The 13,430-nt window shown below is 46.9% G+C and carries 12 protein-coding genes; all 12 read left to right on the top strand.

Annotation, left to right across the window (positions count from 1 at the left end; translation table 11 throughout):
* The first annotated feature begins 82 nt into the window (after positions 1 to 82).
* The 12 genes from lspA (at position 83) to pyrE (ending at position 13,370) form a co-directional block, all read left to right on the top strand.
* Positions 83 to 556 (top strand): signal peptidase II, encoded by a 474-nt coding sequence (gene lspA / locus HFA01_RS12170; RefSeq protein WP_146816600.1) that lies wholly within the window; start codon positions 83 to 85, stop codon positions 554 to 556.
* Positions 553 to 1,464 carry an RluA family pseudouridine synthase gene (locus HFA01_RS12165; protein WP_146816598.1) on the top strand — a complete coding sequence of 304 codons (912 nt, stop codon included), beginning with the start codon at positions 553 to 555 and terminating at the stop codon, positions 1,462 to 1,464. The genes lspA and HFA01_RS12165 overlap by 4 nt, the downstream gene beginning before the upstream one ends.
* 192 nt (positions 1,465 to 1,656) lie before the next feature.
* Positions 1,657 to 2,199: a bifunctional pyr operon transcriptional regulator/uracil phosphoribosyltransferase PyrR gene (gene pyrR, locus HFA01_RS12160; RefSeq protein ID WP_146816596.1), complete on the top strand. Its 543-nt coding sequence runs from the start codon at positions 1,657 to 1,659 to the stop codon at positions 2,197 to 2,199.
* Between the two features lie 185 nt (positions 2,200 to 2,384).
* Positions 2,385 to 3,773 carry a solute carrier family 23 protein gene (locus tag HFA01_RS12155; protein WP_146816594.1) on the top strand — a complete coding sequence of 463 codons (1,389 nt, stop codon included), beginning with the start codon at positions 2,385 to 2,387 and terminating at the stop codon, positions 3,771 to 3,773.
* A gap of 165 nt (positions 3,774 to 3,938) precedes the next feature.
* On the top strand, positions 3,939 to 4,835 hold the full coding sequence (locus HFA01_RS12150) for an aspartate carbamoyltransferase catalytic subunit (protein WP_146816592.1): 897 nt from the start codon (positions 3,939 to 3,941) through the stop codon (positions 4,833 to 4,835).
* The gene (pyrC, locus tag HFA01_RS12145; protein WP_146816590.1) at positions 4,836 to 6,125 is read left to right on the top strand and encodes a dihydroorotase; all 1,290 of its coding nucleotides are present in this window, start codon (positions 4,836 to 4,838) and stop codon (positions 6,123 to 6,125) included.
* A complete protein-coding gene (locus HFA01_RS12140) occupies positions 6,106 to 7,215 on the top strand; it encodes a carbamoyl phosphate synthase small subunit (protein WP_146816588.1) in 1,110 nt (369 codons plus the stop codon). Before pyrC ends, HFA01_RS12140 begins: the two co-directional genes overlap by 20 nt.
* Positions 7,194 to 10,397, top strand: coding sequence for a carbamoyl-phosphate synthase large subunit (gene carB, locus HFA01_RS12135; protein ID WP_146816587.1), 3,204 nt, complete (start codon positions 7,194 to 7,196; stop codon positions 10,395 to 10,397). Before HFA01_RS12140 ends, carB begins: the two co-directional genes overlap by 22 nt.
* Positions 10,394 to 11,152 (top strand): dihydroorotate dehydrogenase electron transfer subunit, encoded by a 759-nt coding sequence (locus HFA01_RS12130; RefSeq protein WP_146816585.1) that lies wholly within the window; start codon positions 10,394 to 10,396, stop codon positions 11,150 to 11,152. Before carB ends, HFA01_RS12130 begins: the two co-directional genes overlap by 4 nt.
* Complete coding sequence (locus tag HFA01_RS12125) at positions 11,149 to 12,081, top strand: dihydroorotate dehydrogenase (protein ID WP_146816582.1); 933 nt, start codon at positions 11,149 to 11,151, stop codon at positions 12,079 to 12,081. Before HFA01_RS12130 ends, HFA01_RS12125 begins: the two co-directional genes overlap by 4 nt.
* Positions 12,047 to 12,769: an orotidine-5'-phosphate decarboxylase gene (gene pyrF / locus HFA01_RS12120; protein ID WP_146816580.1), complete on the top strand. Its 723-nt coding sequence runs from the start codon at positions 12,047 to 12,049 to the stop codon at positions 12,767 to 12,769. The genes HFA01_RS12125 and pyrF overlap by 35 nt, the downstream gene beginning before the upstream one ends.
* Positions 12,744 to 13,370: an orotate phosphoribosyltransferase gene (gene pyrE, locus HFA01_RS12115; protein ID WP_146816578.1), complete on the top strand. Its 627-nt coding sequence runs from the start codon at positions 12,744 to 12,746 to the stop codon at positions 13,368 to 13,370. The genes pyrF and pyrE overlap by 26 nt, the downstream gene beginning before the upstream one ends.
* The last annotated feature ends 60 nt before the right edge of the window (positions 13,371 to 13,430 follow it).

Below are 13,430 nucleotides of genomic sequence, written 5' to 3'. Positions count from 1 at the left end.
TTATGTGGAAGTGAGAAGTTGTTCTTTGCGGAGGGAGTTTTGTGGTACAATAGGCTAGGACTAAGATTCATGGGGGACGCTTATGATTTTGTATTATATCATCGCCATTGGTCTCATCATCCTTGATCAGTGGACAAAGTGGCTAGTGGTCACAAAAATGAATATTGGAGAAAGCATAACTATCATCGAAAACTTTTTCTACTTGACCTCTCACCGGAATCAAGGAGCTGCCTGGGGAATCCTACAAGGGCAGATGTGGTTCTTTTATATCATAACAGTGGTCGTCATTGGTTTTGTCATTTATTATTTACATCAATATGGAAAAGAAAGTCGTTTTGTAGGTGTAGCTCTTGCATTCATACTCGCTGGGGCGATTGGGAATTTCATCGACCGTGTATTTCGTAAGGAAGTCGTTGATTTCGCCAACACGTACATTTTCACTTATGACTTTCCTATTTTCAACGTAGCGGACTCTGCTCTTGTCGTTGGAGTGATTTTTGTCATGATTGCCACGTTCGTGGATGAGCGGAGAAAGAAAGGAAGTTTAAAATCTTGAGTGAACACTATAAGGTTACAGAAAACGATCAGTCCAAGCGGATTGATAAATTGTTAACAGAAGTTATCGAAGAAGCATCCAGGTCCCAAATTCAGGGATGGCTGAAAGATGGCATTGTCTTCGTGGATGGGAAAGCGGTAAAGAGCAATTACAAGGTTCAGGAGGGGGAGAGCATCACTTGGCATATTCCTGAACCTGAGCCGATGGATATCCTCCCTGAGGACATTCCGATCGAGATCGTGTATGAAGATGAAGATGTGATTGTTGTCAATAAACCATCAGGCATGGTGATCCACCCAGCGGCAGGTCACTATTCCGGAACACTCGTAAATGCTCTATTATTCCATGTGAAGGATTTGTCTGGAATCAACGGGGTCGAGCGCCCAGGAATCGTCCATCGAATTGATAAAGACACGAGTGGCTTATTGATGGTAGCTAAGAATGATCTTGCGCATCAATCACTCGCTGAACAGCTTTCGAAGAAGACGGTGGAACGTAAATATGAAGCGATTGTCCATGGGGAAATACATCATGAATATGGAACCATTGATGCACCGATTGGACGTGATCCTAAAGATCGTCAAAGGATGGCTGTGGTCGATGGTGGACGTGATGCAGTCACCCATTTCCGCGTGCTGCGTCATTTCACTGATTTCACCCTCGTCGAATGTAAACTGGAAACAGGGCGTACACACCAGATCCGTGTGCATATGCGCTACATTGAGCATCCGCTAGCGGGTGATCCGAAGTACGGCCCTCGTAAAACTTTAGATCTTGATGGGCAGGCCCTTCATGCCAAATCCTTGGGTTTTGAGCATCCGAGAACAGGCGAATGGAAAACGTTTGAGGTCGAACCTCCAGCGGAATTCAAAGAGACGTTGAAGTACTTGGAAACAAGAGAGGTTTAAAAACTTCTTGACAATGCTTACAGGGAGTGTCATACTTCCATATAGAATATAAAGACCTTTAAAGACAGTCCCGTGAGGCTGAAAAGGTGACGGTTATACACAGGATACGTGTATCGAGAACCCCTTTTCTGCCTTTATGCGGAAAAGGGGTTTTTTCGTCACTGAATCCATGGAATCAAGGAGGACTCAATCATGAATGCAAAAGCTACAGTACTCGATGATGCAGCGATCCGTCGGGCATTGACCCGGATCTCGCATGAAATTATAGAAAAAAATAAAGGGATTGAGGATCTCGTCCTAGTAGGAATCAAAACCCGTGGTGTTCCCATTGCTCAACGTCTCAAGGAGAAAATCCAGGAGATTGAAGGGGCAGACCTTCCGGACGGAGAGCTTGATATCACGCTTTACCGTGATGATTTGACTCCCAAGGAAAATGGAGCGGAACCTCAGTTGAAAGAAACGAACATTACGGCGGATATCGATGGCAAGAAAGTCATCCTCGTCGACGATGTTCTTTATACAGGCCGAACGGTGCGTGCCGCAATGGATGCACTGATCGACCATGGACGACCGAAAGAAATCCAACTGGCGGTTTTAGTAGACCGGGGGCACCGGGAGCTGCCGATCCGAGCGGATTATGTCGGGAAAAATGTTCCGACTTCCCAGGAAGAAATCATTACCGTCACTTTATCTGAAACGGATGAAGCAGACGAAGTGAAGATTTATGAAAAATGAATGAAGAGTAACCTTTAAAGGAAGTCCCGTGAGGCTTAAAAGGTTCGTAAGGATACGTGTATCTCTACACGTCTACCTCTTTGCGTACTTTTTAAGCGCAAAGAGGTTTTTTTATGTAAAAATCTTGAGGGCTCCCCGACATTCACCATCCTCATACAAGAGGAGACATCAAGGAGGAATTCAATATGAAACAACATCAAGCAGCACTCGACGTTAATGAAGTCCCAGCACTTAATAAATGGCTTGTTCTAAGCCTCCAGCATCTGTTCGCGATGTTCGGCGCAACGATTCTCGTTCCTTTTTTGACCGGCTTATCGCCATCAGTTGCGCTCGTATCTAGCGGGTTTGGAACACTTGCTTATCTGCTTATTACAAGAGGGAAGGTCCCGGCCTATCTAGGCTCAAGTTTCGCTTTCATTGCTCCGATAATAGAAGTTTCAAAATCGAGCGGGGTTGCCGGGGCGATGGTTGGAAGTTTTCTTGCCGGCCTCGTCTACGGGTTGGTTGCACTTTTAATCTCCATTTTCGGTACGAAGTGGCTCATGAACCTGCTTCCTCCGATTGTCGTTGGCCCGGTCATCATAGTTATCGGTCTTGGATTAGCATCAACGGCTGTGGAAATGGCCATGTACTTACCGGGGCAGGAAGAAAACATCTACAGTGGCACACACTTCATGGTCGCTCTTGTCACTCTGGCCATAACGATTATTGCATCCATCTATTTTAAAGGATTCTTTTCCCTGCTGCCGATCCTCTTCGGAATTGTCGGTGGATATGCTTTCGCCATGACTCAAGGAATCGTGGATACGAGTGGCATTCAGGCAGAATGGACATCTATTACGACAGCCGGTTCGTTCACAGGCGCTATAGCAGCTCTCTTCCAAGCTCCTGATTTCATTGTCCCATTCGTCGACTTTTCGCCGCTGGAAGTGATCAGCTGGGAAATCGCCTTTCTGATGGTTCCCTTTGCGCTTGTCACCATCACGGAACATACAGGCGATCAAATGGTCTTATCAAAAGTCGTAGGCAGAAACTTTTTGAAAAATCCAGGTCTGGACAAATCCATTCTTGGAGATGGAGTCGCCACATTCATTGCCTCCTGCCTAGGAGGACCTCCGAACACGACGTATGGAGAAAATATTGGAGTGCTCGCGATTACACGAGTGTACAGTGTGTTCGTCATCGGAGGAGCGGCTGTCATCGCCATCGTCTTCGGTTTCATCGGTATGGTAACCGCGGTCATCAGTTCGATCCCGACTGCGGTTATGGGAGGCGTATCCATTCTACTTTTCGGGATTATCGCCTCCAGCGGTCTGCGTATGCTGATTGATAATCAAATTGATTTTGGTGAAAAGAGAAACCTAATCATCGCCTCTGTCATCCTTGTCATCGGAGTAGGAGGAGCTTTCCTCCAAGTGACAGAGGATGTACAAATCGCAGGAATGGCGCTTGCAGCCATCATCGGTGTCGCGCTCAACTTGATTCTTCCAGGTAAAGAAAAAGGACATGGAAACGGACAGATGTTTGAGGCACCAGAAGTCGAACGACAAAACAAGAAAGATCATGTAGCATAACCAAAACACTAGCTTCACGTTTTAAATGAGTCCCGAGAGGCTCGAAAAGGTGTACTAGGGATGGGCTCGTTTGTCATGCGACGAGTTCAGCACCCCCAGACACCTGGGGGTGCTTTTTTTCTCCTTAGTCCCCGTTACATTACTTAAAGGAACGGAGAGATGTACATGACCGCTATTCAATCCAAAAGGAATTTGCTTTCCATGAAACAGCTGAGCAATGAACAGATCTATCACCTGCTTCACTTAGCAGATCAATGGAAAGACCCCGCAAACTTCCCCTCTTATTCGGGACATTTTGCTGCCAATCTATTTTTAGAACCAAGCACACGTACAAAAACGAGTTTTCACATAGCCGAAAGGAAATTGGGTTTTGATGTCGTTGAGTTGGATGGGGTTGATTCCAGCTTAACGAAAGGAGAAAGCTTGTATGACACTCTAAAGACATTGGAGTCCATCGGCGTGGATCTAGCTGTCGTCCGGCAATCCGAAGTCGGAGGGCTCGCAGCATGTACGGAAGGATTGGATATGCCTCTGATCAATGCCGGGGATGGTTGCGGGGAGCACCCGACACAATCACTCTTGGACTTGTACACCATCCATGAACATTTTCAAAGTTTCAAAGGGTTGCATGTATGCATTGCGGGAGATCTGAAACATAGCCGGGTGGCAAGGTCCAATGCCTATGCGTTGAGAAAGCTCGGAGCTCAGGTATCTTTTGTCAGTAAACCAGAATGGCAGGACCCTACCATGACAAAGGACTACATCACAATGGACGAAGCCGTTGAAACGTGTGATGTCCTGATGCTGTTGCGGATTCAACATGAGCGGCATACAAACCATGGTGGAACAGGAAGTTACCTGGAGCAATATGGGCTGACAGTCGAAAGAGAGTCACGAATGATGAACCAAAGCATCCTTCTTCACCCAGCTCCGGTGAATCGCGGTGTCGAAATTGATGAGAGGCTTGTTGAATGTGGAAAATCAAAGATTTTCAGGCAAATGACAAATGGAGTGACGATGCGGATGGCCATCATCCATGCACTCATGAAAGGGGAGCTTTAAATGAAAAAGAAAATCATCAACGGTCAAGTGTTTACAGATTACAGATTTGATCGCTGCGAAATTCTGATCGAGGACGGTACGATTTTGGAAATAGCTCCGGATGTCGGAGATGCGGAAGAGGTCATAGATGCGAAAGGTGGATTTGTTCTACCCGGGTTGGTCGATGTCCATATCCATTTGCGTGAACCTGGAGACGAACAAAAAGAAACGATCCTTACAGGGACAGAAGCTGCGGCTCGTGGAGGATTCACAACAGTGTGTGCCATGCCGAACACAAAGCCTGTGCCTGATTCCGAAGACATCATGCAGAAATTACTGGAGAAGATCAGGCAGGAAGCATCGGTGAGAGTACTGCCATACGCTTCGATTACGACTCGTCAGCTCGGAAGAGAGCTTGTTGACATGCCAACGCTAGCAAAAATGGGTGCCTTCGCCTTTACCGATGATGGCGTCGGGGTCCAGACCGCAGGCATGATGTACGAAGCGATGAAGGAAGCGAGTCGTCTGAACAAAGCCATTGTTGCTCACTGCGAAGATAATTCACTCGTGTACAAAGGTGTTGCTCACGAAGGGGAAGTAAGCGAGAGGCTCGGGCTCCCTGGCATAGCGAATATTGCTGAATCCGTGCAAATCGCAAGAGACGTTCTGCTTGCCGAAGCGACTGGCTGCCATTATCACGTCTGTCACGTATCAACGAAGGAATCGGTGAGGGTCATCCGTGATGCGAAAAAGGCCGGGATTCACGTCACAGCGGAAGTAACACCGCACCATTTGATTCTTAACGAAACGGATATCCCTGAAGACGATGCCTTTTTCAAAATGAACCCACCGCTTCGTTCCAAAGAAGATCAGCAAGCGCTCATCAAAGGTTTGGTAGACGGAACCATTGATTTTATTGCGACCGATCATGCTCCACATACGGAAGAGGATAAGAAAGAAGGCTTCCTCTACTCGCCGTTTGGAATCACAGGTTTGGAAACCGCCTTTCCACTGTTGTACACCCACTTTGTAGAAAAAAATGGAATTCAGTTGGAACGTCTTGTGGAGTGGCTGACGTCGAAGCCGGCAGAGACTTTCGGACTCCCTTATGGAACCTTGGAAAAGGGAGCACCAGCGGATGTAACGATTGTGGAAGTGAATCAGGAGCGGATGATTGACCGTCACAGGTTTGCCTCAAAAGGAAAGAACACACCTTTCCATGGCTGGAGAGCGAAAGGTTGGCCGGAGCTTACGATGGTAGATGGAAAAATTGTATGGGAGGGGAAAACGCATGAAACAACTCGTGCTTGAAGATGGAACCGTATTTGTAGGAGAAGGATTTGGAAGTGAACGGGAATCAATCGGAGAGGTCGTATTCAACACTGGGATGAGCGGCTATCAGGAAGTGATTTCTGATCCTTCCTACTATGGACAGTTGATCACATTTACTTATCCTCTCATCGGAAACTATGGCATCAATCGTGATGATTTTGAAACCGTCAATCCTGGAGTGTTCGGGGTCATTGTTAAAGAACACTGTGATTTTCCATCCAATTTCCGGAATGAAGAAACCATCGATGAATTTCTAAAAGCGAAAAACATTCCAGGCATCAGCGACATTGATACGAGAAAGTTGACGAAAATCATACGCCAGCATGGAACGATGAAGGCAATGATCACTTCAACCGATCGTCCGGTTTCTGAAGTCCTTCACATACTGGAAGCTACTCCGCTATTGAATGATCAAGTAAAACAAGTATCGACTGTGAAGCCTTATGTCGTTCCAGGACGTGGCGAGCGGATCGTCCTTGTTGATTACGGAATGAAGCACGGCATTTTACGGGAGTTCACGAAGCGCGATTGTCATGTGACCGTCGTTCCTTACCATACTTCATCAGAAGAGATCCTGAGACTGAAACCGGATGGCGTCATGCTCTCGAACGGTCCTGGAGATCCAAAAGATGTTCCGGAAGCGATTCAAACGATCCGTGAACTGATCGGTCAAATACCTATATTCGGAATCTGCTTAGGGCATCAGTTGATTGCTCTCGCATCTGATGCAGACACTTCTAAGATGAAGTTCGGGCACAGAGGAATCAATCAGCCTGTGAAAGATTTGGATACAGGAAGAACTTATATCACTTCACAGAACCATGGCTATGCCGTTAACCTTCATTCATTAGAACAGACCGAACTGCGCCTTTCTCAAGTTTCATTAAATGACAACTCCGTGGAAGGATTGAAACATAAGACCCACCCGGTCTTCTCTGTGCAGTACCATCCGGAAAGTTCACCAGGACCGGAAGATACCGCCCACTTGTTCGATGAATTCTTAACAATGATCGATCACCACCAGAAGACAATGAAGGAGGACTCTCAATGCCTAAGCGTACAGATTTAACTAAAATTCTCGTCATCGGATCCGGTCCGATTGTTATCGGCCAAGCGGCTGAATTCGATTATTCGGGCACACAAGCCTGTCAATCTTTGAAAGAAGAAGGGTATGAAGTCATCCTTGCCAATTCAAATCCAGCAACGATCATGACCGACCATACCTTTGCTGATCAAGTCTATATGGAACCACTGACGCTTGAGTTCCTGCAGAAAATCATTCGAAAAGAAACCCCTGATGCGATTCTTCCGACACTCGGAGGGCAGACGGGTCTGAATATGGCGGTGGAGTTGAGTGAATCTGGCATTCTAGAAGAATTTAATGTAGAGCTGTTAGGGACGCCGCTCGATGCCATTCAACAAGCGGAAGACCGTGAAAAATTCCGGGCCTTGATGCACGAGATGAACCAGCCTGTGCCTGAAAGTGAAATTGTCAGCACGGTGGAAGAAGCGTTGGATTTTGCAGAGACCATCGGCTTTCCGGTTATCGTCCGCCCTGCATATACGATGGGCGGGGCCGGTGGGGGCATGTGTGATGATGCCGCTCAGTTAAAAGAGATTGCTAGAAGCGGACTGGCAGCTTCTCCTGTCAGCCAGTGCTTGATAGAGAAAAATATTGCCGGCTTCAAAGAAGTAGAGTATGAGGTGATGCGTGATGGTGTGGACAATAAAATCGTCGTTTGTAACATGGAAAACTTCGATCCTGTCGGCATTCATACAGGAGATTCCATCGTTGTCGCTCCTTCCCAAACGCTCAGTGACCGGGAATATCAAATGCTTAGAAATGCTTCATTGGAAATTATTCAGGCTCTCCGAATTGAAGGCGGGTGTAATGTCCAGCTTGCGCTCGATCCGAATAGTTTCCAATATTACATCATCGAAGTGAATCCGCGCGTCAGTCGTTCTTCTGCCCTTGCATCCAAGGCGACCGGCTATCCGATTGCAAAGCTTGCAGCTAAAATCGCTGTTGGAATGACGCTTGATGAAATCAAGAACCCGGTAACTGGCACGACCTATGCCTGCTTTGAACCGGCACTCGATTATGTCGTAACAAAGATCCCACGCTGGCCGTTCGATAAATTCGCGAAAGGAAACCGAACACTCGGTACCCAGATGAAAGCAACCGGTGAAGTGATGAGCATTGGCAGAAGCTTCGAAGAATCTTTACTGAAAGGCATCCGTTCGCTGGAAGGAGATACAGAAGAACTTTACCTCTCTTATGCCGAAAAAATGAAAGAAGAAGAACTGACAAGAAGATTGAGGAAAGCGGATGATGAAAGGATATTCTTAATCGCAGAGGCATTAAGGAGAGGCTACTCCATTGAACGTCTGCATGAAATGACAGGTGGGATTGATCTATTTTTCCTTTATAAATTGCAACGGATCATCCAGCTCGAAAAGAAAGTCGCCCAAGGAGAAATGGGTGCCTCTTTACTACAAAAACTGAAGAAAATCGGATTTTCTGATGCTCAAATCGCACGGTTAACAGAGCGGAAGGAAGCAGAAGTGCGTGAATGGAGAAGAAGTCACGGCATCCGTCCCGTGTACAAGATGGTGGATACGTGTGCCGGTGAGTTTGAATCGGAAACGCCTTATTTTTACAGCAGTTATGAAGATGAAAACGAAGCCATCCCTAGTGGTAATAAAAAAGTGCTCGTCATCGGTTCTGGTCCAATCCGCATCGGGCAGGGGGTCGAATTCGACTATGCGACCGTCCATTCTGTTCTGGCTCTGAAGGAAATGGGCTATGAAGCCATCATTATGAACAATAACCCGGAAACGGTCTCCACAGACTTCAGTGTCTCTGACAAGCTTTACTTTGAGCCATTATCGCTTGAAGATGTGATGAACGTCATCGATCTCGAACAACCTGAAGGTGTCATCGTCCAATTTGGTGGTCAGACAGCCATCAACCTCGTAGACGGATTGACGAAGGAAGGCGTCAAAATTCTGGGCACCACAATGGAGTCCATTGATAAAACGGAAGACAGAGACTTGTTCGAACAGCTGCTCAACGATTTGAACATCCCTAAACCAGGAGGGGAAAGTGTCACAAGCGCAGAGGAAGCATTCCTTGCAGCTCAAAAGATTGGCTACCCGCTTGTTGTCAGACCTTCCTATGTCCTTGGCGGACGCGCGATGGCGATTGTCTATTCAAATGAAGAACTATCTTCTTACTTGGAAACGAATGCAGCCGCACACAATGGCCACCCCATCTTGATCGACAAGTACATGACCGGAATGGAAATTGAAGTGGATGCGATCTCGGACGGTGAAGATGTCTTCATTCCAGGGATCATGGAGCATATTGAACGCGCCGGTGTTCACTCAGGAGATTCTATGGCGGTATATCCGACGCAGCGATTGACAAAGGAACTTGAACAACAGTGTATTGACGCGACAACGAAGATTGCCAGAGAGCTGAATATGAAGGGGCTCATCAATATCCAGTTCGTCGCTTACAAAGGAACGGCTTACGTTCTTGAAGTGAACCCGAGAGCAAGCCGAACGGTACCTTTCCTGAGTAAAATCACAGGTGTTCCAATGGCACGACTTGCAACGAAGATTCTCTTAGGTAAAACGTTGAAAGACGAAGGGTACCCGTCCGGAGTTGCTGCTAAGCCAAATGGGGTCTATGTCAAAGTGCCTGTGTTCTCCTTTGAAAAACTAAGAAGTGTCGATACCACGCTCGGTCCTGAGATGAAGTCGACCGGTGAAGTCATCGGGTATGATCAAACCTTGGAAAAGGCCCTCTATAAGGGAATGACATCCGCAGGGTTGAAAATACCGACACAAGGGTCTGTCTTATTGACTGTCGCAGACAAAGACAAATCAGAGATGTTGGATATTGCGAAGACATTCTTTGAGCTGGGCTTCCGATTGTTCGCTACAGAAGGTACAGCATCCGTCATAGAAGAAGCACAGATTCCGGTGGAAGCAGTTGGAAAAGTGGGCTCTGATCAGCGTGACGTCATTGATCTGATCCAACAAGGAGAAGTACAATTTGTCGTCAATACCCTCAATAAAGGGATGCGTGCAAGATCAGATGGCTTCAGAATCCGCAGAGAAGCGGTTGAACATGGTCTGGCCTGTCTAACAAGCCTGGACACAGCGAAGACCATTGTTGACGTGATCAACGCCATGTCCTTCTCAGCACGTGCCATCACACCGATGGAAGGGGTGACAGGATGAAAAACGAAAGGATGACCATTCTGAGGCATGAGAAGGTCGCGAGAGAGACACACCTTCTCGTGCTGGAGGGGAATTTGGTTCAGGACATCGCAGATCCCGGTCAATTCGTCCACGTCAAAATTGATGGTTTCTACCTGCGACGCCCGATATCCATTGCAGATTATGACTCGGAAAATCAAACGATGACCCTCATTTATAAAGTCATGGGAGACGGTACGAAAGCTTTGACACGTTTTCAGATAGGGGAGAGCTTAGACGTTCTTGGTCCTGGAGGTCAAGGATTTCCGACATCTCAAATCCATGACAATCATGCCTTGATTATTGGTGGAGGTATTGGCGTGCCACCCCTTTACAGCACGGCGAAAAGGTTGAAGGAAAGCGGAGTGGCGGTCACGAGTATTCTCGGTTTTAGATCCAGAGAGGATGCTTTTTTACTGGATGAATTCAGGGCCCTTGGAGAAGTACACGTGACGACAGAAGATGGATCACTAGGAAGGAGCGGCCGTGTGACGGACGCTCTCCCTCATGTAAAAGAAAATTACCAGCATTACTTATCCTGCGGTCCCACAGTGATGCTGAGAGCAGTGGCAGATCACATTCCTGACAAAGAAGGATATTTGTCGATGGAAGAGCGGATGGGTTGTGGAATCGGGGCTTGCTTTGCCTGTGTCATCGAATCTCATGATGAAAAAGGATACAAGCGCATCTGTTGTGATGGACCTGTATTCAAGGCCGGGGAGGTCGTCTTATCATGAATTTATCTGTCAATCTACCAGGTCTGAATTTGAAAAATCCTGTTATGCCGGCATCAGGCTGTTTTGCATTTGGCAAGGAATTCGCCCAATTTTATGATCTATCCACCCTTGGAGCCGTCATTATGAAAGCAGCTACGAAGGAACGCCGCTTTGGAAATGGCACGCCACGAGTCGCAGAAACCGCAAGCGGCATGTTGAATGCGATCGGACTGCAAAACCCTGGTGTGGAAAGCATCATCTCAGACGAAATCCCTTTTTTGAAAAACCATCACCTTCCGATAATTGCAAATGTTGCTGGAAGTACAGTAGAGGAGTATGTAGAGGTCGCTGAAAAAATCTCCCCCCATGTGAATGCTATCGAATTGAACATTTCTTGTCCGAATGTGAAAGAGGGAGGTGTGCAGTTCGGCACCGACCCTTCCTTAGCTAAAGAAGTGACCCGGCATGTCGTCCAAGTAAGCGATGTCCCTGTGTATGTGAAGCTTTCCCCGAACGTGACCGACATCGTCGAGATGGCTCTTGCAGCAGAGGACGCAGGCGCATCAGGTCTTTCAATGATCAATACGTTGACAGGAATGAGGATTGATCCTAAGACGCGCAAACCTGTCATTGCAAATGGAACAGGTGGTCTCTCCGGAGCAGCGATCAAACCGATCAGCATCCGGATGATCCATCAGGTCTATCAAGCCGTAACCATTCCGATCATAGGTATGGGCGGAATAGAGTCGGCGGAAGATGTGTTGGAATACTTACTCGCTGGTGCGAGTGCAGTAGCGATTGGAAGTGCGAACTTCAAAAATCCGTTCATCTGTAAGGAGATCATTGAAGAAATGCCGAATGCTCTTGCGCGCTACGGTTTTTCAAGCATAAAGCAAGCGATTGGAGGTGCCCATGATGAAAAAGTTGAAACCCCTGTACTTCGCCCTTGATTTCCAAACGGGAAAAGAAGCGCTAGACTTTCTGGATCAACATCACCTTACAGGGATTCCTGTTAAAGTAGGCATGGAGCTTTTTTATAAAGAAGGCCCAACCATCATCCATCAATTAAAGGCAAAAGGGCACGAGATCTTTCTCGATTTGAAACTGCATGATATTCCAGAAACGGTCCGCCGTGCGATGAGGAGTCTTGCAAGCATGAACGTCGATGTCGTCAACATCCATGCTCAGGGTGGGGAAGACATGATGAAAGCCGCTAAGATAGGCTTAGAAGAAGGGGCACACGATCATGTGCCCGTATTATTAGCTGTCACCGTTCTTACTTCTTCAGATCAACAAATGCTGAATGAACAGCTGCTGATCGACCATCCTGTAGCTGAAGTAGTCAAGCATTATGGCGTGCGAGCGGAGAAGTGTGGGGTGGATGGTGTCGTCTGTTCAGTAGAAGAGGCCGAAATCATAAAGAAAAATACGGGGCTTGCTGCTTTGACACCTGGCATCCGTCTCGCTGGTGGAGAACATCACGACCAGAAACGTGTTGCTACTCCTGAGAAAGCTCGAGTCAGCGGAAGTGATGCGATGGTTGTAGGTAGAGCCATCCGAGACGCAGAAAATCCCCAAGAAATGTATAGAAAGATAAAGGAGGCCTTTCAATATGAGTCAATCCACCCTCATTCGTGACTTGCTTCATATAGGAGCGGTTAAGATCGAAACTGAAAATTACTTCACATGGACATCCGGACTAAAGTCTCCAATTTATTGCGACAATCGCTTAACGATGTCCTATCCTGAAGTAAGAAAAAACATTACAGAAGCATTTGTAGAAAAAATCGAAGCTCTCGGCCCCATCGATGTCATCGCAGGTTGCGCAACGGCAGGGATTCCTCATGCGGCCTGGGTGGCAGATTTTCTCAACCTTCCTATGGTTTATGTCAGGTCTTCAGCTAAAAAGCATGGAAAAGGAAACCAGATTGAAGGTCATATCGAAAAAGGTCAAAAAGCGATTGTCATCGAGGATTTAATTTCAACTGGAAAATCATCCATAGAAGCTGCAGAGGCACTCGAGAACGAAGGGGTCGAAGTTGTTGAAGTGCTATCGATCTTCACCTATAACCTTCAAGCCGCTCAAGATGCTTTTAAAGGAAAAAGCTATTCCTATCAATCCCTGACCAGTTATGAAGAGCTCCTTCAGCAGTTACTCACCGAAAATCAAATCGAAAAAGAGCAAGAGCAGCTGTTGATGAAGTGGAGACAGGATCCTTATGTTTTTACGAATTCTTAACAGCTAAGGGAGTTGCTATTTCTTCAGTCTCCTAGTACGATGAAGTCATCAAAACGTATT

Source organism: Halobacillus faecis (genome assembly GCF_007991335.1).
In the GTDB taxonomy this organism is placed as follows: Bacteria; Bacillota; Bacilli; order Bacillales; family Halobacillaceae; genus Halobacillus; species Halobacillus faecis.
The sequence above is the reverse complement of the archived record's forward strand: the minus strand, read 5'-3'. Positions and strand labels throughout refer to the sequence as shown.